19 protein-coding genes are annotated in these 21,010 nt (G+C 50.3%); 13 read left to right on the top strand and 6 right to left on the bottom strand.

The window, feature by feature from the left end; all coding sequences use genetic code 11:
• Window positions 1-479: 479 nt before the first annotated feature.
• The 3 genes from ACFO1S_RS24840 to ACFO1S_RS24830 all read left to right on the top strand — a co-directional run bounded on the left by ACFO1S_RS24840 (window position 480) and on the right by ACFO1S_RS24830 (window position 3,477).
• On the top strand, window positions 480-1,601 hold the full coding sequence (locus tag ACFO1S_RS24840; RefSeq protein ID WP_204602288.1) for an ABC transporter substrate-binding protein: 1,122 nt from the start codon (window positions 480-482) through the stop codon (window positions 1,599-1,601).
• A gap of 128 nt (window positions 1,602-1,729) precedes the next feature.
• A complete protein-coding gene (locus ACFO1S_RS24835; RefSeq protein WP_204602290.1) occupies window positions 1,730-2,674 on the top strand; it encodes an ABC transporter substrate-binding protein in 945 nt (314 codons plus the stop codon).
• A 14-nt stretch (window positions 2,675-2,688) separates the two neighbouring features.
• Window positions 2,689-3,477, top strand: coding sequence for a (2Fe-2S)-binding protein (locus tag ACFO1S_RS24830; protein ID WP_204602292.1), 789 nt, complete (start codon window positions 2,689-2,691; stop codon window positions 3,475-3,477).
• A gap of 53 nt (window positions 3,478-3,530) precedes the next feature.
• Here the strand turns inward: ACFO1S_RS24830 and ACFO1S_RS24825 are convergent, their stop codons facing one another.
• The 3 genes from ACFO1S_RS24825 to ACFO1S_RS24815 form a co-directional block, all read right to left on the bottom strand.
• Window positions 3,531-4,850 carry a sensor histidine kinase gene (locus tag ACFO1S_RS24825; RefSeq protein WP_204602294.1) on the bottom strand — a complete coding sequence of 440 codons (1,320 nt, stop codon included), beginning with the start codon at window positions 4,848-4,850 and terminating at the stop codon, window positions 3,531-3,533.
• Window positions 4,825-5,523 (bottom strand): response regulator transcription factor, encoded by a 699-nt coding sequence (locus ACFO1S_RS24820; protein WP_204602296.1) that lies wholly within the window; start codon window positions 5,521-5,523, stop codon window positions 4,825-4,827. The genes ACFO1S_RS24825 and ACFO1S_RS24820 overlap by 26 nt, the downstream gene beginning before the upstream one ends.
• 299 nt (window positions 5,524-5,822) lie before the next feature.
• A complete protein-coding gene (locus ACFO1S_RS24815) occupies window positions 5,823-6,470 on the bottom strand; it encodes a PI-PLC domain-containing protein (RefSeq protein ID WP_204602299.1) in 648 nt (215 codons plus the stop codon).
• Window positions 6,471-6,845: 375 nt separating this feature from the next.
• Here ACFO1S_RS24815 and ACFO1S_RS24810 point away from each other — a divergent pair, with 375 nt between their 5' ends.
• Both ACFO1S_RS24810 and ACFO1S_RS24805 read left to right on the top strand, forming a co-directional pair.
• Window positions 6,846-7,076: a hypothetical protein gene (locus ACFO1S_RS24810; protein ID WP_378127762.1), complete on the top strand. Its 231-nt coding sequence runs from the start codon at window positions 6,846-6,848 to the stop codon at window positions 7,074-7,076.
• Window positions 7,077-7,087: 11 nt separating this feature from the next.
• On the top strand, window positions 7,088-7,390 hold the full coding sequence (locus ACFO1S_RS24805; protein ID WP_204602303.1) for a hypothetical protein: 303 nt from the start codon (window positions 7,088-7,090) through the stop codon (window positions 7,388-7,390).
• Window positions 7,391-7,521: 131 nt separating this feature from the next.
• Here ACFO1S_RS24805 and ACFO1S_RS24800 read toward each other — a convergent pair whose 3' ends face one another.
• Window positions 7,522-8,277: a VCBS repeat-containing protein gene (locus ACFO1S_RS24800; protein ID WP_204602305.1), complete on the bottom strand. Its 756-nt coding sequence runs from the start codon at window positions 8,275-8,277 to the stop codon at window positions 7,522-7,524.
• A gap of 254 nt (window positions 8,278-8,531) precedes the next feature.
• Here ACFO1S_RS24800 and ACFO1S_RS24795 point away from each other — a divergent pair, with 254 nt between their 5' ends.
• From ACFO1S_RS24795 to ACFO1S_RS24775, 5 genes are all read left to right on the top strand, one after another.
• Window positions 8,532-9,413: a serine hydrolase domain-containing protein gene (locus ACFO1S_RS24795; protein ID WP_204602307.1), complete on the top strand. Its 882-nt coding sequence runs from the start codon at window positions 8,532-8,534 to the stop codon at window positions 9,411-9,413.
• A 173-nt stretch (window positions 9,414-9,586) separates the two neighbouring features.
• Window positions 9,587-11,986, top strand: a complete 2,400-nt coding sequence (locus ACFO1S_RS24790) for a heavy metal translocating P-type ATPase (RefSeq protein ID WP_204602582.1) — start codon at window positions 9,587-9,589, stop codon at window positions 11,984-11,986.
• Between the two features lie 27 nt (window positions 11,987-12,013).
• Window positions 12,014-12,892 (top strand): hypothetical protein, encoded by an 879-nt coding sequence (locus ACFO1S_RS24785; protein WP_204602309.1) that lies wholly within the window; start codon window positions 12,014-12,016, stop codon window positions 12,890-12,892.
• Window positions 12,893-12,924: 32 nt separating this feature from the next.
• Window positions 12,925-13,545, top strand: coding sequence for a nitrite reductase (locus ACFO1S_RS24780; RefSeq protein ID WP_204602311.1), 621 nt, complete (start codon window positions 12,925-12,927; stop codon window positions 13,543-13,545).
• Window positions 13,546-13,639: 94 nt separating this feature from the next.
• A complete protein-coding gene (locus ACFO1S_RS24775) occupies window positions 13,640-13,969 on the top strand; it encodes a metal-sensitive transcriptional regulator (RefSeq protein ID WP_204602313.1) in 330 nt (109 codons plus the stop codon).
• Here ACFO1S_RS24775 and ACFO1S_RS24770 read toward each other — a convergent pair.
• A complete protein-coding gene (locus tag ACFO1S_RS24770) occupies window positions 13,962-14,537 on the bottom strand; it encodes a 5' nucleotidase, NT5C type (RefSeq protein WP_204602315.1) in 576 nt (191 codons plus the stop codon). The genes ACFO1S_RS24775 and ACFO1S_RS24770 overlap by 8 nt on opposite strands.
• 924 nt (window positions 14,538-15,461) lie before the next feature.
• On the opposite strand from ACFO1S_RS24770, the gene ACFO1S_RS24765 reads away from it, so the two are divergent.
• The 3 genes from ACFO1S_RS24765 to ACFO1S_RS24755 are packed head-to-tail and all read left to right on the top strand — an operon-like array spanning window position 15,462 to window position 19,761.
• Entirely contained in the window at window positions 15,462-17,297 is a 1,836-nt protein-coding gene (locus ACFO1S_RS24765) for an ABC transporter ATP-binding protein (RefSeq protein WP_204602316.1), read from the top strand.
• Window positions 17,294-19,129: an ABC transporter ATP-binding protein gene (locus ACFO1S_RS24760; RefSeq protein ID WP_204602318.1), complete on the top strand. Its 1,836-nt coding sequence runs from the start codon at window positions 17,294-17,296 to the stop codon at window positions 19,127-19,129. Before ACFO1S_RS24765 ends, ACFO1S_RS24760 begins: the two co-directional genes overlap by 4 nt.
• A 23-nt stretch (window positions 19,130-19,152) precedes the next feature.
• On the top strand, window positions 19,153-19,761 hold the full coding sequence (locus ACFO1S_RS24755) for a TetR/AcrR family transcriptional regulator (protein WP_204602321.1): 609 nt from the start codon (window positions 19,153-19,155) through the stop codon (window positions 19,759-19,761).
• Window positions 19,762-19,958: 197 nt separating this feature from the next.
• On the opposite strand, the gene ACFO1S_RS24750 is transcribed toward ACFO1S_RS24755, so the two are convergent.
• The gene (locus tag ACFO1S_RS24750; protein WP_204602323.1) at window positions 19,959-20,750 is read right to left on the bottom strand and encodes an AraC family transcriptional regulator; all 792 of its coding nucleotides are present in this window, start codon (window positions 20,748-20,750) and stop codon (window positions 19,959-19,961) included.
• Window positions 20,751-21,010 lie beyond the last annotated feature (260 nt).

Raw genomic sequence — 21,010 nt, 5'->3', positions numbered from 1 at the left:
CATCCCTGGAAGGCATGTGCTTCAAGCTTCGAGAAATTGAACATATCAAGGACAATACGAAAGAATGGAAATTATCGCTTCAGTTTATCGAATCCCATATGATTATTGTCGCGGCAAGCGGCCAAGGCTGGCTGACACTTGACGGGCGATTTGTCCAGCTGCGTCAAGGCGGCGTTTATTTTTGTTCGCCAGGCCAACTGATCGAAGCTGCCATGCACTCGTTTGATGAACGCGGATTTTATCATATGAGGTTCGATGTTATCGAGGATGACGAATCGTCAATCAGGCATATGCAGCTCGTTAAGCAAGACAGCCGATTCCCGGTCATCGGAGAAGTCATCGTTTCCTCTCCGGTTTCCATCAGCGTATTATGCGAAACGATCTGCCGAAATGTGCAGGACGAGAATCGGCTTCAGCGATTTCGCGGTCAAATTGATTTTCAAGAAATGCTGTATGCCGTCATACAGGATGCTCACCTTGTGAACGAAAACGATTCGGAAGAGGCGCTTGGCTATGCGATGGCATATATCGAACAGCACTACCAGAAAGATCTGACGATCGAACAGTTGGCCAAGGTGGCGGGGATAAGCTCCCGCCATTTCATGCGGTTATTCAAAAAAAGATACGGCTACAGCGCGATCGATTATTTGGCCTTGTACCGGATTGAGAGAGCACAGCAGCTTATGAGAACGGGAGTACAATATCGTCTTCGGGATATCGCCCGACATGTAGGATACCATGATGATATGTATTTCAGGCGAAAATTCAAACAAATATCGGGCATTCCGCCAGCGGCGTTTGTTAAGAACGGCAGGCAAAAAATTGTCGCGTACCATTCATCCAATATCGGGCAACTGCTTGCGCTTCAAATTACCCCTTGCGCTGCGCCGGCCGACCATCCCTGGACCGATTACTATCAAAGGAAATATAAAACGAACTCCGTGTTGCCGTTAAGTTCGTATGAAGAGACCAAGAGGGAGGAGCTGCGTCTTGCCGCTCCCGATTTCATTATCGGTGTAGATAGCCTCGTGTCCGCCGAGGAACAGGAAAGCCTTGGGGAAATCGCACCTGCGTTTTTTGTGCCTTGGATGGAGTATGATTGGCGCAAGCATATGAGCGCAATCGCCCAATTTCTGGGGAGAACGGCAGTTGCGGAAACTTGGCTTAATCATTATGAACGTAAAGCACGTACTGCAAGCGAACAGATAAAAAATGTGATCAAGGACGATTCTCTGCTTATATTGAGAATCTGTGGAGGTCGGATCACCGTTTTGGGCAGCAGAAGCATCAGGACGGTTTTTTATGATGACTTGCTAGTGGTGCCCGCACGCGGCGTCAATGAAATGTCGGACGAGAAGCAGGTATCACCTGCTCAGTTGATGGACTTTGATGCAGATCGGCTATTGCTTATTGTGGATGAGGATGCTCTGTCGAAATCGAGCTGGAAATCACTCGCGGATTCCGAGCTATGGAACAACCTGAAAGCAGTCCGAAACGGTAGGGTAGCATTCCTTCCCCCGTATCCCTGGGTTGAATATACCGCCTTTACGAATGAGCTCTTATTGGATGAAGCGTTGAAGCTTTGGCGGAATTGTACATAAGAAAAATGTCCTTTTCGTCGATATACCGAAATCATAAATTCGTCTATACTCCTTTATGTGATAATGATTATCAATATTATTGAGGTTGGTATCATTATTAATTAGATTTCCAGGAGGCGTATCGGAGAATGAAGCGATATTTGATTTCGGGCTTCGTATTCATGGTGGTTATAGCGTTAAGCACTGCCTGTTCAACCGTGACTGAAAACTCAGACAAGCCCGATCAACAGCGTGTTATCAACAGCCTAAAAGGAAACATCACGATTCCGGCCGAACCAAAGCGGGTCATTGGGCTTTCTGTTGTGTATCCCGAGTTTTTATATGCGCTTGGCGTAACGCCAATTGCTGTTCAAAACTATCATCAGGAGTTCCCATCGTATTTAAAAGAGCCGTTTAAAGATACGCAGAAATTGGGAATCGGAGAAACGCCTAATTTTGAAGCCATACTAGCAGCAGAACCAGATTTAATCATTGCTCCCGTATGGTGGTCCGAAAAAGACTATGACCGGCTTGCTAAAATCGCTCCTACCGTGATTTTGCCTCAGCGGGATGACTGGCGTGACGAATTGCGGGATATCGGCGAGGTTCTGGACAAGATAGATCAGGCTGAAGCAATCATTGAAAACTTGAAAACCAAAGAAGCCGAGGCGAAAGAGAAGCTACGCTCCCTTGTTGGAGATGAAACGGTTATGTATATGATGATTATGGCGAAGGAATTGGTGATTTACGGAGAGAATATCGATCGGGGCAGCTTCATCCATAAGCAGTTAGGGTTAAATCCCGTTAAAAACTTTCCGCAGAGCGAGGTCAGCCTTTCAATCTCATTAGAAAAAATACCTGAATATAATCCCGACCATATCATTCTGCAGCTAGACGACGAGTCCAGCATAGAAATACAAAACAGGTATAAGGAATTGCTGGATAGTAGACTATGGAAAAATATGACGGCGGTAAAGAAAAATCAGATATATATCATGGGAGGGAAAGAATGGTTTAGTCTGGGAATGTCCCCTTTAGCTGACAGCAACGCCATAGATGAGGTCGTTAAAGCTTTTGAGAAAAAGCAAAAGTAATGGGAGGGCATGATGTGAGTACGATTGACTTTCGAAGATTGGAAGAGGAGTTTTTCCTGACTTTACATGAGCCCGAAAACATCGTGCTTCCCATGCCGGCAACAGACCTATTACAAGCAGAAAATATGAAGCTTTTAATTGATACATACGGTCCGCTTATCCAAACAAATGAACGGACTGTAGCTGCCACCTTTTTCGCCAGTTGGTTGGGGGGAGTATGTGGGGCTATACAGGATGCATTCTACCGGGGCGATGAAGCGATACTGGATTTATCGTTATGGAACTTATCCATTCGGCTTTATGCTGACGAGCGCTATCCTTTGTTTACATTTAAGATTAACAAACTGAAGTTTATTGAAATTCCGGCAGTGGATTACGAGGCATGGTGCAAGAGTTCGATCGAATCATTTTACGGGAATAACATCACACCGTTGATAGAAATACTATCCCATTTGGGTCAAATGAGTGTCACGCCATTGTGGGGACAGATTGTCAATTCGTTACATGCTCAAATGGCTGAAGTCATGGGTAAAACGCTGGATGAGGAATGTAGAAAGATCATCGATTATCATTATAACTTGCTTTCCAAAGGCGTTGATTCAGGTGTGTTCGGGCTTCGCAGAAATCCTTTTGATCGAGAAATGAAGTTCATCGCACACCCCACTAACCCGGAACGAAAAATACCGTTAAAAACCGCCTGCTGCCTTGCGTATCGTTTGGAAGCGAATTTTGGTTACTGCTATGCTTGCCCGCGAATAAAAGAAGCTGATCGGGCGTTGATGAGGGCGAACGACAATTGCTGAAACCCTCATACCTCCTGAAAAGGAGCATGAGGGTTAACGTAGTTGTATGACGATTAAATTAAGCGCTGCCTGGGTAGATGCAGAATAACGTTGAATTGATCGCCATGAATCTCAATTTTAATCTCCCCGCCGTGCAGCTCAACGATGCTTTTCACAATGGGCAGCCCTAGTCCGGAGCCTTCTGTCTGGCGGGATTCGTCTGCTCTTTTGAAGCGCTCGAACAGCTCTTCCGCAGCAAAATCAATCTCATAAGCAGCAGTGTTTTGAATTTTGAATAATACCTGATCATCAGACTCGTCCAAATAAATATAGATTCTGGTTCCTGGAAGTGAATATTTCTGCGCGTTGCCAATTAGATTTTCAAACACACGCCAAATTTTATTGCCATCCAAATGCGCATGGATTGGGAATTTCTCGATACGTTCACGAATCACGAGCGATGTTTCTCCCAGATTGGTGTTGGACTCGGCAATCGCCTGTTTCAACAAAGTTGCAACATCGACATGCTCAATATCCAGCTCTACAGAGCCGCTGGTCATCTTTGAGATTTCGAATAGGTCTTCAATCAACAGCTTCAGCCGGAGCGCCATGCGGTCCAAGGTTTCAATATAGGCTCGCGCTGTCTCCGCAGAAAGCTCTTCCTTTTTTAATAAATCGACATAGTTGATAATGGAAGTAAGCGGAGTCTTCAAATCATGCGATACGTTGGTAATCAGTTCTGTTTTTAACCGTTCGCTCTTCATCTGATTCTCCAGCGCGCTTTGATACCCGGCTTTCATATTGTTAATATAGCTGGCGAGCTTGGACAGAGCATCCTTCCCTGTGTCCTGAATCGTATTCTGAATATTCCCTTCGGCAATTTCTTTGCTGCCGTTGAGGATGGTGTTGAAGCGTCCGAGCTTGGCAAGTAAATAGGGAACCAGGAGCAGTACATACAGCAGTTCATAAAGTATGAGCCAGCTCAATTCGAAACGTGTGTAATAGGTGATTGTGGCTGCCCGCCAAGCACAAACGCCGGCTATCGCAGTTAGCAGGAGCAAGATGCAGAGGACAAACGTTGTTCTCCATTTGTATAGACTGGTTCTAAGACCTGTTCTCCAAATATGAACGTAATTCAATAGTACACTGCCATGCCATAAGGAACGCTCCTTAAGTGGCGCATTAAAATAAAAAAACAGTCTTCCTGCCGGTAAGCCAAGGATAATAGCGGCAAGCAGTGCCAGAATAAAGCGTGAAATTGAGAAGTCCAGATTCAACCCAAGCACGTATGAATACCCGTCTACAACGATCCCTAAGATAACGGCGACAATTATTATAAGCAGTTCGACCAAGACATGCAGATCTACTTTACTTTTTCTCGATTTTGTATCCAATTCCCCATACCACCTTTAAATATTTTGGGTCTTTGGGATTGATCTCAATTTTTTCGCGAATATTTCTCACATGTACGGCAACGGTATTCTCTGAAGCGAAGATCGGTTCATTCCACACGCGCTCATAAATCTCTTCAATCGAGAAAACTCTGCCCTTGTTCTCCATCAGCAGCTCCAAAATTTTGTATTCCTTCGGGGTCAGTCTGACGTCCTCTCCATCTACCTCAACAGTCTTCGAGCTTTTGTTCAGCAGGAGTCCTCTTACTTGAATGATCTCTTCCCCGGTTGACTGGAAGGAACCTAAATTCGTAAACCGGCGCAGCTGAGATCGGACTCTAGCGATCAGCTCCAGAGGATTGAACGGCTTCGTAATATAGTCATCGGCTCCAAGGTTAAGTCCCAAAATCTTGTCGCTATCTTCCGACTTAGCGGAAAGCATAATGATCGGTATATTTTTGCTTTCCCGAATTCTAAATGTCGTCTTGATTCCATCGAGCTGCGGCATCATGATGTCCATAATAATGAGATGAATCGTTTGCTGTTCAAGGATTTCCAGCGCCTCCAGTCCGTTAGAGGCCGTAAATACATCCACATCATCGCTTTTTAAGTAAATAACGAGCGCTTCGCGAATTTCCGGTTCATCGTCTACAACAAGAATATTATTAATAGCCATTATTAATCACCTTCATCTCAATAGTGCTAATATTGCCAATCCGGAAGTGATGTATCCCGTAAAACCAGTATGGCCGGGGGGAGCGTTTGCAAGCATCAGCTTCTCCGGGGATTCTTCCTGATCCGTGTAAAATCCATGCACCCCGAAGCTGTGCAGAAGCTGCATAGCAGGTCTGCTGTTGACGGTATGAACATAGCTTTTTACCCCGAGCTTATTTAGTGCAGGAACGAGATTGGGGTTTATAAATACGCGGGATACCGGCATGGCGACCGCTGTCAGCTGTTTGTCTCTCACGAATTCTACAATACTATCAGCGGATGCGCCAGTTTTGTAAAGTGAATACACTTTGTTCGGAAGGGGTAGATTCTCATTACCGTGTCATACATTTCCGGGCTGAAAATTTCGGGTATTATCCGGTTGAGCAGTGCAGGATCAGTACGGCGCGCCTCATTGACTAGATGCGTAAACTGCTGTTGGATCTGCTCTTTGCTATCTGCTTTCGTATCCATGATTAAGTCAAAATCTTGATATTCCTGCATCAGCTGCAGGATATCTGGAAGTGCAAGAGGGTGGAATCTACCCATGATAAGCGAGTTTGCAAACTGAAGCTTTGTCACGTTTCGTCCGCCATCCGCGGTCAAATCCGGCTGCAGCTTGTGCGACCAATCATGTCTGGCTACGAGCTCCCCGTCTGTCGTCTCAACAAGATCAACCTCGAACAAACGGTACCCTCTATTGTAATTGGTTATAAATGCCTCATAAGAATTTGTGTGGCTAGCGCTTTCGACTCCACCAAGTGCGTGTGCTATAAACTTATTATCCTCCCAGCCGCTGGTGCCAAATGTAGAGGCCGACTGTTCCCGACCTGACCAAACAAGCCCCCAACTACACCAGATTAGTCCAGCCGAAATGACGATTAATAAGCTTAACCTAGTCGTTTTCTTCATTCGTTTTGCTCCTTTGCTATGACTCTGTAAGTCATGCTACAGGACTCAAATGAAGAAGGGCGGGTATAAAAACGAATGAATTTATGAAGTTTGTATGCCTTCTGAAAGTGAGATTCATCCGGATGGGCATGTGTGGGAGACAGCGCAGTGCTGTTATGAGTTGGAACAGAGCTTCTGGTTGGCTTTTTTATCTTCGGCGCTTTAAGATAGCGGTTAGTCGGGAGAACATGCGGCATTTAGAGGCTTGATCCCGAAACAAAAACTGTTTTCCCACTCCATTACATCCAGACTCCTATAAGTTGTACGGAATCGATGAATAAAAACTGACTGCAGTAACAAAATAAAGGGAGCTAAAAAAGTAAGGAGATGAACAAGTTGTACACTCTGTTAGGTATTTTAGGAGCTGCGGCATGTGTTTACTTATTGGTTGCTTCGATTGTCATTGTCCGCAAGCAGCACATGAAAAATACGACTCTGGACAAAGATGCCAGCTTAACGACAGTCAAGCACCCGATTATCGCGAATCCGATATTTATCTTCTATGTCATCGTCCCTGTTGTAACGATTGCCATAGCCATGATCTTGATATTTCTCACCAAACCATAAGGAGGGCTAACGTGGAAAAGCAAAAGTATTATGTTTCAGTTCAGTCTAAAACGATCATGACCGGGCAGGGGGACGCTCCATACGAATTAGAAATGGTGGCTACGCAGGAGGATGTGCAGGAATTACTGGACTTGTTTGAACATATGGAAGATTTCGATAATCAAAGCTTTTTCAGAAATCCTATTCCGGGAATTCCCTACCACCACGATCTCGAAAACGACGGTTATGACTTCTACCTAAAAGAAGTATACAAATTGTTAAAAAAAATAGGAACAGAAGAAACAATAAAGCATATCGAATCAATGGAGCTTTAAAATGAGCAATACATAAGTCGGCAGCTGTGGGGGGAGACAAGAACGCACATCAATAAAAAGCCGCGAATAACGCGGCTTTTTTGTTGGGCTCATGTTCTTTGTCAATGGACTGGACGGATGTGAGCGTACATCTAGAGAAGGCTGATTAACCTCGTACCCAGTATGGATACTGACAATCTTGAGGATGTAAATTGAGTGCCATTCCATGTCATAAGGTTTTCGACATACCCTAATGTATCGGAGTTAGTAGTACCAATAATACGTTGAAGAGCTAGTATATCATAACCCACGCTGTTTACGTTTGTAACTATGGGATACAATGCGCCTAAAGCAAGAACCTCACCCTTGGCAGGTTGTTTAAGTTTACCATTATCATTGTAATATTGTGATAAATAGTCATAGCCTTTATTGCTAATGTCTATTGTAAATAGCACGTCAAGTTGCGGATTCCCGACACTCACTTTGTAAAAATCTTCATAATTCACATTGAATTTATACTCGTTATTATATTTATCAACATCAAACATTTCATGTAGAATGTTATTCTTGAAGGAGTAGATATAAAATATTCCATATCCGCCGCTTCCTCCAGAATCAATACTTACTAAAATGTCCTGTACGTTATCCTTAGAAAAATCCCCAAGGAATAGCCTAGCATTATATCCCGCATTGTTTTGAAGATTTACCGTTGTACTTTGATTAGAATGTCCATCTTGAATGATAAGCGTAATGTTATCTGCAAAGATTCCATTGGATGTATTTCCGTATAAGTACACTTTATCAATTATTCCGTCCCCATTTACATCTCCAAGCTTCATATCAAGCACAGAAATGTTTCTTGAATGAGCATACGTATGCTTTTGAAATTGACTGTACAAATTAAACATCCCCTATTCATAAGTCAAATACCCTATGTCTACAAGTATGTAGGTTAATGACTATAGGATTGTGCAGATGCCTATGAAGGAAATGATAATCGGGGAATGCGCCGCTAAATCTTGCAAACGTGACGAGAATGTAACCTTCCATCGCTCGATTGTCATCCCAATCAAACGACCCTCTCTGAGCGCGATCGTACAATAATCTTGTACGAACGACGTCTGACTCATACAGTTAGTCTAACTTAGAGGGAGAGGATTTAATGAACGATAATAAAAAAAGGACCCGCCGCACGTATGGTATCCTTGCCGCTCTGCTTGCGCTGAGTCTCACCGGGGAAGCCGGCGCGTATGCTCAACTGCAGTCTGCAGCGCTCGTCGGCGCGGACGCTTACACGAGCGGATCGCGAGATACCAAGGAAGTCGAGGCGTTTCTTGATGGTTTCTTCGCTCAGGATGCCGTACAGCAAAAAGCGGGGGCCGTCGCGGTATCGATCGTCCGGGACGGAAAAACGCTTGTCTCCAAAGGCTACGGAATCATCGATCAAACGTCGAAATCTCCGGTAGACGCCAACCGCACCGTCTTCCGAATCGCCTCCGTTTCCAAAGTATTCACGGCAGTCGCCGCCATGCAGCTCGTCGAACAAGGGAAAATGTCCCTTCAGGACAATATTGAAAAGTACTTGGATGGTTACGAGATCGTCAACCCCTTCGATACACCCGTTACAATCGAACATTTGTTGACCCACACAACAGGCTTTGAGGCGCGCGAGCCCTCGGATGCCAGCTATGTGACCGATCCTTCATTCGAGCCCGTCTCGTTGAACAAAAGCATCTTCGATGTTTTTCCGCCAGTCGTGCGCGAGCCCGGCACCTCGTATATGTACGATAACTTCGCAACTAGACTGCTAGGCTACATCGTCCAGCAAGCAAGCGGGGAGTCCTTCGGAAGTTATGTGCAGCAGCATATTTTCGATCCGCTCGGCATGAATTCCAGCAGCTACACCCTAACGGAGGAACTGGCCAACCGGCTGGCGACCTCATACGACCCGGCGAACGAGGCGCTTCCGCTGTACGATTTATCGCCGCGAGAATGGCCGGAAGGAAGCATGGTGTCAACGGCCTCCGATATGGACCTAAAATAGAAATGTAATGAAAAACAATTGACTTTAAATAGGGTACGGGGGTATTCTACTATTAAGAGGTTGAGGTGCCCGTCTTCGGTTAGACTTCCAGAAGGTTCATGTATCGTAAGTTATTCAAAGACAGGAGGTAAGCAATTGTGGGAACCACAGAAGCTCAAATCAAACAATCCAGTATGCAAATTACCGGCATGACCTGCGCCGCATGCGCGAACCGAATCGAAAAAGGGCTTAACAAAATGGAGGGTGTCTCGTCTGCAACGGTGAACTTTGCATTGGAGAAAGCGAATGTCACCTATGATTCGGCCAAGGTCGATCGTCAGCATTTAGAGGAAACGATCAATAAACTCGGTTACGGTACGGTTTCCGAAGTGGCGCAATTCAACCTAGAAGGCATGACGTGCGCGGCTTGCGCCAATAAAATCGAAAAAGGATTAAACAAGCTGCCTGGCGTTACTAATGCCACTGTAAACTTCGCGATGGAAACGGCCCGCGTGGAATTCACGCCGGGCGAAGTCTCCGTCGAGGATATGCAAAACAAGGTCAAGAAACTCGGCTATAAAGCCATCATCAAACAGGAATCCCAAAGTACAGGGGATCACCGCAGCAAGGAAATCGGTAATCAGAAAAGAAAGCTGTTGATTTCTTCCATCCTGTCTCTGCCGCTTCTGTGGAGCATGGTAGCTCACTTTTCCTTTACCTCATGGATCTATATGCCGGAGTTGCTGATGAACCCTTGGCTTCAACTTATACTGGCTACACCGGTGCAGTTTTATATCGGCAAGCAGTTCTATGTAGGCGCTTATAAAGCGCTCCGCAACGGGAGTGCGAATATGGATGTTCTGGTCTCGCTCGGCACTTCGGCCGCGTACTTCTACAGCTTGTACCTGACAATCGATTGGGCTGCTATGTCTAGGGGCGATATGCATCACGGGCCGTCCTTGTATTACGAGACTAGCGCGATCCTGATTACGCTGGTCATTATGGGGAAGCTGTTTGAAGCCAATGCCAAAGGCCGCACTTCCGAAGCAATCAAATCGTTAATGGGGCTGCAAGCGAAAACGGCTATGGTCGTTCGCGATGGCAAAGAACTGACGATTCCGGTAGATGAAGTCATCGCAGGCGATGTGGTGCTTATCCGTCCGGGGGATAAGGTGCCTGTGGATGGCGCAGTGCTTGAAGGGGTTTCGTCCGTTGACGAATCCATGCTCACAGGCGAAAGTCTTCCAGTAGAAAAGAAAGCCGGAGATGCGGTAATCGGGGCAACGATCAACAAGAACGGCATGCTTCGGATCAAAGCAACGAAGGTCGGCAAGGAAACGGCGCTGGCACAAATCATTAAGGTAGTGGAAGAAGCGCAAGGCTCTAAAGCACCTATACAGCGAGTTGCAGATGTCATTTCCGGGATCTTCGTTCCAATTGTCGTCGGCATTGCCATCGTGGCGTTCCTGGTGTGGTATTTCTTCGTCAACCCCGGCGATTTCGCGGGCGCTTTGGAGAAAGCGATCGCTATTCTCGTCATTGCCTGTCCATGTGCGCTTGGGCTGGCGACCCCGACATCGATCATGGCGGGATCGGGACGCGCGGCAGAGCTTGGCATTTTGTTCAAAGGCGGAGAGCATCTGGAACAGACTCACAGAATTGATGCGATTATTCTGGACAAAACCGGTACGATAACGAAAGGGAAGCCGGAATTGACGGATGTGCTAACCGGAAGCAATGAGACGGAATTTCTCCGACTTGTCGGCGCCGCTGAGAAAAATTCAGAGCATCCGCTTGCCGAGGCGATTGTTGCCGGGATTCAGGCAAAAAGCATCGACTTACCGGGAACGGAGTCCTTCGAAGCGATTCCGGGTTACGGGATTAAAGCTGTCGTAGAAGGCCGCGAGCTGCTTATCGGCACTCGCCGGTTGATGGACAAGTACGCCATCGATGCGAAGTCGGCATATGACACCATGTCTCTTCTGGAAGATACGGGTAAAACCGCCATGCTGGTTGCGATAGATAACCGCTATGCAGGCATGGTCGCGGTTGCGGATACGATTAAGGAAACGTCGAAGGCAGCGGTTGCTCGTCTGAAAGAGATGGGCATCCAGGTCATCATGATTACAGGCGACAACGAACGGACAGCCAAGGCGATAGCCGCTCAGGTCGGCATTGACTTGGTCCGTGCAGAGGTCTTGCCTGAAGGCAAAGCCGAAGAAGTCATAAAGCTTCAGGCGCAAGGCAAAAAAGTAGCGATGGTCGGCGACGGGATCAACGATGCCCCAGCGCTCGCGACGGCGGATATCGGGATGGCAATCGGAACGGGCGCCGATGTCGCCATGGAAGCTGCGGATGTTACACTCATGCGCGGTGACCTGTCGAGTATTCCCGACGCCATTTTTATGAGCCGCAAAACGATGACCAACATCAAACAGAATCTGTTTTGGGCGCTTGGGTACAACACGCTGGGCATTCCGATTGCCGCAATAGGTTTGTTGGCGCCTTGGGTTGCCGGCGCAGCGATGGCGTTAAGCTCAGTTTCAGTTGTCCTGAACGCTCTTCGCTTACAGCGCGTGAAAGTGCGTCATTGATAACGAGAACAGAATGGAGCGAAAAAGATGAATAAAAGCATGATGCTTATGTTAACCGGTGTTTTGGCTTTCGGTGTCCTGACAGCTTGCGGGAACCCGAAAGAAAACGCACATTCCGACGGACATGGCAGTTCCCATCAAACGGATACAAATTCCCCAGCAGCAACAGCGAGCCATGGGGAGCACAGCGGTCACGATGGCGGAGAAAAATCGGCAGCCAGCTATAAAGCTTCCTTTTCCTTTGCCTCTGAAGCAGTTAAAGGAAATGAGCAAGTACAGTTGAGCATTCAGATTTCGGATACTGGCGGAAACCCGGTCAATGAATTCGAATTGAACCATGAAAAGCTGATGCATCTCATTATCGTGAATAAGGATCTTGCTTATTTCAAACACATCCACCCCGAGTTTAGCGGGAATGGAACGTTTACGATTGACACTACGTTTCCGAATGGCGGGGAATACAAGCTCTTTGCGGATTTTGTTCCAAGCAACGGATCCGGCACCACACTCAGCGAATGGGTCAAGATAGAGGGCGAACCCAAAGCAGAGGAAGGCATCATAGCGGACACTAATCGGGTGAAGGTTGTCTATGGCAAAGAAGTGGAGCTTGCGTTAAGCAGCACAAAGGCGAAAGAAGAGACTATGCTAACGTTTACGATTTCGGACGCGCAGACCAAACAAGGCATTAGCGATCTGGAGCAGTATTTGGGAGCTGTCGGCCATGTGGTCATTCTCTCAGAGGATGCGGAGCAGTATCTTCATGTTCATCCAATGGATGAGAAGGCAACCGGTCCAAAAGCCGAATTTATGACCGCCTTCCCGAATCCCGGCACGTATAAGATTTGGGGTCAATTTCAGCATCAAGGAAAGGTGTTCACAATTCCATTCGTCGTCGACATTCAATGAAGGTTACATTTAAACAAAGGGGCGGATGACATATGGGGGAAACGGTCAAAATCGCCATAAGCCCAGCAATTCAGCTCGGTGGGAGCCTGTTCTTGCCGAGCCAGCTTATCCTGATCGGCAATCTGATAGGCGCAGACGCTATTGTGGAAATGACGACCTTCAAACAACTCTATGCAGAAGTGCCGATCGCAGCACGGGAAGCGATTAAGGATGAACTGGAGCGCAACGGCCTTGAAGTGAATCCGGCAGGCTTTGTGACCAAAAGCCTGATTGCCTGCAATTTTTGCAAAGGGGCTGAAGAAGCGGGGCTTGAAACGGCAAAAGCCTTAAATCAGGCGATTGCGGGCATCCAGACGCCAACACCGCTCAAGATTGGGTACGCCGGTTGTGCGTTAGGGACGAGCGAGCCTTTGATTAAGGATATTAGCGTAATCAAAATGCGAGACAAATTCGATATTTATGTGGGCGGTGAAGCCAAAGGAATCAAGACGACCTTTGCCAAACTGCTTTGTTCCGGGAGATCGGAAGAACAGCTTGTTCCCGCCATTATGGCTATCATCGATTTTTATAGAGCACATGCGAAAGGCAAAGAAAAGTTCAGCAAATTCGTGGACCGGATATCGCTGGAACAGCTGCAGCGTATCGCAGGATAACTAGCTGCTTTTGCCTTGAACTTGCCGCCTTAGGCACTTCCCTTTACATAGGGGGAGGGGGAATGCTAATGTTTATGTAAAGGAGTCGATGGTAATGGATAATACGGAACAACAAGTTCCTTCATGTGGTCATCAATCTACTACAGAGCGGAAAAGTCATCATTCAGATAAAACAAAGCTTAATTTAATACAGCGGCTGAATCGGATCGAAGGGCAAGTACGGGGCGTCAAGGGAATGATTGAACGAGATACGTACTGTGATGACGTGCTGAATCAAATCGCTTCCATTCAATCCGCTCTGAATGGATTGGGGAAACAACTTCTAGAACATCATCTGAAAAGCTGTGTCGTGGAACGGATCGAAGAGGGCGATCACGAGGTTTTGGATGAATTGCTCACCACCGTGAGTAAGTTAATTAAATGACGACTTCGCGGTTTACTTCTAATAGATGATCTACGGTTTCTTTTGCACCTTTCCAAGTGCTCATCACGGGCATTGCATATTGCTCACGCTCTATACGGTTCCAAGGATGGGGAATGCATAGCACCTTTTTGCCATCGGCGATAGCTGGAAGCAAATTGTGTGGTCCATCATCAATTAAGAGATCAAATTGAATCAGGCTTTTTCGCCTGCATGTAATGAACTGTTTGTCTGTAATAAACGGCATATGCCGTTGCAGCCAGTTCCATTTCTCCACGACCGCTGTCGCATCCGCCGCCGTTACAATAATAACATCATAGGCTGTGTTCAATCTCATCATCTCTTCGACAACAAACTCATCGTAGAGTTCCAGTTCTTCAAATAAGCCCGGCCTGCAATAAAAGACTTCATGTGTAGAACTGGGATGGCGGAGATGCGTAGTATCCCAGAAAAACATCTCTTCATATCGTAGAGGGTGCGTTGGGAATTCAAGGTTATTGTAATGAATGGCTCGTTTCACCAAGTGGCAAATGGTGTCGTCCATATCTACAGCTATAATTGGCTTTTTCATCTGTTTCCTCCAGCGTAGAAAAGAAAATCCTGTGTGACAGGATAAGGTATCATGTGGCCAGGACCTCGTCATAGATAAGTTTACGCGCTTGCATATCGAAGAATCAAGCTCAAAACGGAATGTATCCATTTGCAGTCCAATAGGAACAGCAAGAAACCTTTAACCAAATCCCTTTCCACGCAAGGCTTTCCCGCTTTCCCCACTTTGCTTTTGTCGCTTTGTCCTCGCATAACTTGAATTATCTCAACTAAAATATACGAAATAAAGTTATAAAATTGCGTTAACGGGGTTTATGAGATTAAAGTCACCAGCTATCAATTTTATAGTTTTAGAGGAAACAGCGGTGGAGCAAGACTTGAAAAATAAAGTCTTGACTGCCGCTGTTGTTATTGAACTAACTCCCCGAGCTCGCTGAAAATGATGGCGCTTCCGTACCGAACGGCGACGATCCGGACGGCCAGCTGTTTGCGTTCGCAAGACCTTTGGCTGGAATTCCCCTGGATTCTCCCGACCTGCCCTGATCGCGAAGGTTTTCGCTCATCGTTGGCGCTGTTCCGAGGTCGCAACCTGAGCCAACTGCGTCGAGCGGACGATGCTTTTCAGAGAAGCTTCGAATAGGCAATGCCAGTGTATTGCCCACTCCAACGGGAGGCTTGCTCGCGAGTGGAGGGGAGAGTGCAAGTCCCCACTTATCGGGAGCGATGTGGTTTGTACCTCTTACTCCGGGGATTGCAGCGTCTGCTGTCCTTGATCGTCGAGTCAGCACACAATTGTTGGTCGCTGAACAAGTTTTTTATTGACTTGCTCACTGACCAAGTGTAGAATGATCTCAGTGATCGGCGATGTGCGACGGTCGATACGGGTCGTCTGGTCACTCATTTCCGGGGCTGCGTCCCACAAGCCCCGATGTAGGAGGTGGAGTGCATGAACTCCGCAATGTTAAAATTTGACGAGAAGACCCGCAGTACAGGGGGCGCTGTTATTCCTGAGTTCCGCGGGTTGTGGCGGCTGCTGAAGCCGATCCGCTGGCGGCTGATTCTCGCCTGCGTGATAGCCGCGATCGGCGCGGCGGCGTCCATCGTGCCGTTCATCGCGATCGCGCAGCTGGCGCAAATCCTCCTCGTGTCTGGCACGGAGACGGCAGGGCGCGTATGGATGTGGGGCTGGGTCGCGGTGGGAGCGCTGTTGGTGCGTCTGGTGTGTGTGCTCATCGCGGGCGGAATCACGCACTACGCCGACACTAGTTTCCAACTGTTCGTGCGTCGACGGATGGCGGCGCGGTTGGGCAAGGTGCCGCTGGGCTGGTTCACGGCGCGCACCTCTGGAAGCGTCAAGAAGAGCGTCTCGGACGATGTGATGCACATGCACCATCTGGTAGCCCACACGGGGCTGGAGATCGTCGACGGCGTGGTAGTGCCCGTCGTTACGATGGCGTACCTGTTCAGCATCGACTGGGCGATGTCGCTGTTCGTGATGTTGCCGCTGTTGGTGGGAATTGGCTTGTACGGTGTGCAAATTGCAAAGATCCGGCCCAGAATGGCCGATTCTTCCACTGCCATGGGCGAGATCAACGGAACCGCGGTCGAGTTCGTGCAGGGCATCAGCGTGGTGAAGACCTTCGGGCAGACCGGACGCGCCTACCGACGGTTCCTGGATGCCACACAGCGATTCATGGAGCTTATGGGGGGCGTCATCGGCGGATCGCTGCGATCCGCCGCCCTCGCGGAGGTCGTGCTTGCCCCACTGGCGGCACTCGTGGTCATCGCCGCCGCGGGCGCGGCCCTGACCGGGGCTGGATTAATTAGCCCGGTCGAGGTGATCCCGTTCGCGCTGCTCGGTTTCGGAGTGACTAGCCCTCTCATGACGCTATTCTTCAGCGCGACCGCGACGACACAGGCTGCGGAGGCGAGTGAACGGGTCCTCGCTCTGCTGGCCACCGAGACTCTGCCCGAGTCGGACGCGCCTCGTGTGCCTAAAGACGCGACGATCGCACTGGATGATGTCCGGTTCAGCTATGACGGGCAGCACGCCGCACTGGACGGCGTCGACCTTCGGCTGGAACCGGGGACGACGACGGCGCTGGTCGGTCGCTCGGGCTCAGGCAAGACGACGATCGCGAAGCTGATCCCGCGCTTCTGGGACCCCGACGGCGGCCAGATCACTCTCGGAGGCGTGGATCTGCGCGACATCGCGTCTAGCGAGTTGTACCGACACGTATCTTTCGTGTTCCAGGACGTGCAGTTGCTGAGCGCCTCCGTGATGGAAAATATCCGCCTATCAAGACCCGACGCGACGACCGCCGAGGTGGAGGACGCCGCCCGCGCGGCCCAGATTCACGACCGAATCCTCGAGCTTCCACGCGGATATGACAGCGTCGTCGGCGAGGATGCGCTGTTCTCCGGCGGCGAGGCGCAGCGAGTCTCGATCGCCCGAGCGTTGCTCGCCGACGCGCCAGTCCTCGTTCTCGACGAGGCGACCGCGTTCGCCGACCCGGAGTCCGAGGCGCTCATTCAAGACGCTCTCTCCGCGCTCGCGGCCGGGCGTACTCTGCTGGTCATCGCACATCGGCTGTCCACGATCCAGGGCGCGGATCAGATCGCCGTCGTTGATCGTGGACGCATCGTCGAACGAGGTACGCACGAGAGCCTGCTCGCGCAAGGAGGTACCTACGCCCAACTGTGGACAAAACACGAGAGGTCGATGTCCTGGCATCCCGAAGTGCACTCAGCCACGGACTCGATGGCGGAGGTGAAGCTATGATCCGTCGAATGCTTCGGGTGATGGGAGAGGACGCGCCTGCCCTGCGCCTGCTGATAGCGCTAACCGTCGTGTGCGCGGTTCTCCAAGGCGTCGCGTTCGGCCTGCTTGTGCCGCTTATCCAAGCACTGCTGGAGGGCGAATTCTCCCGACTCTGGCTATGGGTCGGGATTGAAACTGTCATCCTCATCGGGTTCGGCGTTCTCAACTACCGCACCAAACTGCTCGGTCTGACCTCGTCGGTAGCGCTGACTTCGCACCTGTGGCAGCGCCTGGGAGACCACATCTCAAAGCTCCCGCTAGGCTGGTTCAACGCCGAGAAGGTCGGTTCTGTTTCCCGGCTGGCCAGCGCCGGTGTGTTCAACGTCACCGGCTTTCCGACCCAGATGCTCGGGATGCTGGTTAACGCGTTCGTGACCCCGGCCGTGGTCGTTGCCCTGATGTTCATGTTCGAGTGGCGACTTGCTTTCGTCGCCTTAATCGCCGCACCGATCGTGTGGGGGGCCTACCAGGGTACCGTTGCCATTGTAGATTTCGTCGACCGGCGCACGCACAGCGCCAACACGCGCACAGCGAACAGACTGATCGAGTTCGCCCAGACGCAGCCGGTACTCCGCGCCTTCGGCCGCACCGCCCAGGGGTACAAGCTCCTTGACGACGCCCTCGTCATGCAGCGCAAGGCGGACAACACCATGATCACTTGGGGCGGCGCGATCGGTGACGGCATTTTCCGCCTCACCGTTCAGGCCGCATTCACCGCGATCCTGCTCACCGGCATCGCTCTTACCGCTGGGGCCACAATTGGACCGGTCGAACTGGTCGCGTTGTTGATTCTCGCCACCCGCTTCGTTCAGCCCCTCATGGAGGGAGCCGCAGCGGGCGGGGCCGTCCGCACTGTGCGCAACAACCTCAACCGAATGGACGTCGTCTTAGGCACGGAGCCGCTCTCCGAGCCGTCTGCACGGGTCGCACTCGGCGAACCCTCGGTCGAGTTCAATGACGTGCGGTTCGGCTACGACGACCGTGAGGTCCTCCATGGCGTCACGTTTGCCGCAGCGCCTCGGACGATGACCGCGTTGGTCGGACCCTCCGGATCGGGCAAGACGACAATAACCCGACTCGTCGCCCGGTTCTGGGACGCCGGTCTTGGCACAGTAAAGGTGGCGGGCGAGGACGTGCGGTCCATGCCCGTAGAGCAACTGATGGGCCAACTGTCGTTCGTGTTCCAGGATGTCTACTTGTTCTCCGGCACCATTCGTGATAACATCCTGATGGCCCGCCCCGACGCGACCGAAGACGAACTGAACGAAGCGATCCGGCAGGCCCGAGTCGACGAAATCGCCACCCGTCTTGCCCACGGACTGGATACCCAGGTCGGAGAGGGCGGCAGCGCCCTCTCCGGCGGCGAGCGCCAGCGAGTGTCGATCGCCCGCGCGATCCTCAAGGACGCACCGATCGTCCTCCTCGACGAGGCCACCGCGGCGCTTGATGCGGAAAACGAGGCCCTCGTGCAGGAAGCTCTTAACGCGCTCACCGCAGACCGTACGCTCATCGTCGTCGCCCACCGATTGCAGACGATCGCCGCTGCCGATCAGATTGTCTTCCTCGAGCATGGAGTGATCGTCGAGCGCGGCACCCACCAGGAACTGATCGACGCCGGTGGACGATATGCCGACTTCTGGCAGGAGCGCGCCCGCTCGCGCGGCTGGCGTCTTGGTTCCAAAGTCTTGGCTCCAAGGCGGGATGATGCCGCGCCATCCGCGTATCAGAGTGCGCTCGCCAGCGAGCCCCGGTATCGTCGACACAGCACCCGTAGTCAAAGAGACCGCGAATGAGCAGCCCAGAGGAGGGAAACGCAATGATAAAGAAGCGTCACAACCGCGACGACGTTGTGCGTGAGGCACTCGCCATGCTAGACGAGGCGGGAATTGAGGCCGTCACGTTGCGCGGTGTCGCCAAGCGCATGGGACTGCACCTGAACTCGGTGTCCTTCCAGGTGGAAAGCAAGGCCCGCCTATTTGAACTGATGGCCGAGGTCATCCTCGGCGAGCTCTCTCTCAACGACCTTCCCGAGAACGCGCGCGAGCGGATTGCAGAGGTTACCAGGCGACTGCGTCGCGCAATGCTTTCTCATCGCGACGGCGGACGCGTCGTCAGCGGCACTCACACCGCCGATGTCAACGCATTGCATTTCGCCGAGGTGATGATCTCCGCGTTCTTGGAGTTGGGCGTGAGCGATGTCGTCGCCGCACGTGCGAGCGTTGCGTTGCACTGCCTAATCATTGGCCTAGTGGAAGAGGAGCAGGTCACTCGCCCAAACAGTCGCCGCGACCAAATTCGCCCGGACGATTATCCCGGATTGGCACACATCGGCAGGCTGCTCGATGATGACTCCTACACGGAGCGCGCCGAGTTCGGCATAGAAGCCATCATCAACCAGGCTGTCCTCACCAGTATTGCTCGGTAAAGGCCACCAGCCGATAATCCTCAACAAACGGATGATGCTGCTTTGAATAAGCGGGTCCCTTAGTCGCCCCCTTTGCCGTCCGATTGCCGTCTGCCCTGAAGCAACGGATTCAACCTCGCCTTGACGCCAATGTCAAGGCGTATTTGGCGTTCCATCGTTTCGTGATGGTTTCGCGCGGTTTTACGCTTAAGGGGGGACTACACTTCATCCATCTCAGCCGACGCATTCTGCCTAAACTGCGTAGGCGTCATATCCGCATGAAGCTTGAACGTTTTGGAGAAGTGGGAGGCGTTAGCGAAGCCGCAATATTGGGCGATGACCTCCAGATGAAGCTCCGTCGTCCGCAACAGCTCCTTGGCTTTCATGATCCGCATGCGGACCAAATAATGATGGGGCGACTCTCCGAACACCTTTTTGAAGATGAGGCAAAAATGCGATTCGGAATAGCCCACGTAATGCGCCATCTCCGCGATGCTGAGCGATTCGGTTAGATTGGAAGACAGATAAGCTTCCATCTTCGCCTTGAACCGATGCTCTATATAGTCGCTCGGAGGCCGCTGAGAGCTGTTCTCGATCAATTGCGCGAGCAAATCCAGAGCAAGCTGCTGCACCTTGAGAATGCTTGCCAGATTGTTGCTTTTGTGAAACTCGACCATTTGAAGAATCGTGTTTTTCATCTTCTTGGGGTTGTCCGGGGCGAAGACCGGCGGCATGCTCTTCAGACCAAGCACGTCCAGTCCCGGCTGGGCAAGGCGCGTGTATTTGTTAAGAACGGTCATGCCGGGCGTCGTGACGAAGCTCTTCTCCCGAAGCGGGTTATAAAAAAAGTCCAGATGCGCGTTAGGAACGACGCAATCCCCGAAGCCATGCGTCGTAAACAGCTGCCCAGGCTGAATCAGCGCGAATTCACCTTCCAACAACTCATATTCCACCCCCTCAATGGTTAGCACGTAGCGGCCCTTCTCCATGTACAGAAACAAATAGTCCAACAGTCGCCTGGGTCCCTGGAAAAAAGTCGATCGCTCAAACACGTAACATAATCGAATGTAAGGGCATACATGATGGCTTGGGACATTTCCGCTCGAATACATACGTCCACCCTTTCATGGTATGTGATAAGTGTTTTTGACAAGAGGATAATAGGAATATGCAAGGATTCTCCTGATCGATATTATATCATTATTCATGTAAGCGCTACTAATTTCCATGCAGAATCAGCTCTGCTAAAGGGTTGTGAAAAAAAAGGGGG

The organism is Cohnella boryungensis, from assembly GCF_042651945.1.
GTDB lineage: Bacteria > Bacillota > Bacilli > Paenibacillales > Paenibacillaceae > Cohnella > Cohnella boryungensis.
This window is presented reverse-complemented; position numbering and strand designations above follow the sequence as displayed.

What these genes read in the sequence shown, in the direction of transcription:
- ACFO1S_RS24835 (WP_204602290.1), top strand. Translation starts at nt 1,730, where the DNA reads ATGAAGCGATATTTGATTTCGGGCTTCGTATTCATGGTGGTTATAGCG.
- ACFO1S_RS24820 (WP_204602296.1), bottom strand. Translation starts at nt 5,523, where the DNA reads ATGGCTATTAATAATATTCTTGTTGTAGACGATGAACCGGAAATTCGC.
- ACFO1S_RS24815 (WP_204602299.1), bottom strand. Translation starts at nt 6,470, where the DNA reads ATGAAGAAAACGACTAGGTTAAGCTTATTAATCGTCATTTCGGCTGGA.
- ACFO1S_RS24800 (WP_204602305.1), bottom strand. Translation starts at nt 8,277, where the DNA reads ATGTTTAATTTGTACAGTCAATTTCAAAAGCATACGTATGCTCATTCA.
- ACFO1S_RS24795 (WP_204602307.1), top strand. Translation starts at nt 8,532, where the DNA reads ATGAACGATAATAAAAAAAGGACCCGCCGCACGTATGGTATCCTTGCC.
- ACFO1S_RS24790 (WP_204602582.1), top strand. Translation starts at nt 9,587, where the DNA reads ATGCAAATTACCGGCATGACCTGCGCCGCATGCGCGAACCGAATCGAA.
- ACFO1S_RS24785 (WP_204602309.1), top strand. Translation starts at nt 12,014, where the DNA reads ATGAATAAAAGCATGATGCTTATGTTAACCGGTGTTTTGGCTTTCGGT.
- ACFO1S_RS24780 (WP_204602311.1), top strand. Translation starts at nt 12,925, where the DNA reads ATGGGGGAAACGGTCAAAATCGCCATAAGCCCAGCAATTCAGCTCGGT.
- ACFO1S_RS24775 (WP_204602313.1), top strand. Translation starts at nt 13,640, where the DNA reads ATGGATAATACGGAACAACAAGTTCCTTCATGTGGTCATCAATCTACT.
- ACFO1S_RS24770 (WP_204602315.1), bottom strand. Translation starts at nt 14,537, where the DNA reads ATGAAAAAGCCAATTATAGCTGTAGATATGGACGACACCATTTGCCAC.
- ACFO1S_RS24765 (WP_204602316.1), top strand. Translation starts at nt 15,462, where the DNA reads ATGAACTCCGCAATGTTAAAATTTGACGAGAAGACCCGCAGTACAGGG.
- ACFO1S_RS24760 (WP_204602318.1), top strand. Translation starts at nt 17,294, where the DNA reads ATGATCCGTCGAATGCTTCGGGTGATGGGAGAGGACGCGCCTGCCCTG.
- ACFO1S_RS24755 (WP_204602321.1), top strand. Translation starts at nt 19,153, where the DNA reads ATGATAAAGAAGCGTCACAACCGCGACGACGTTGTGCGTGAGGCACTC.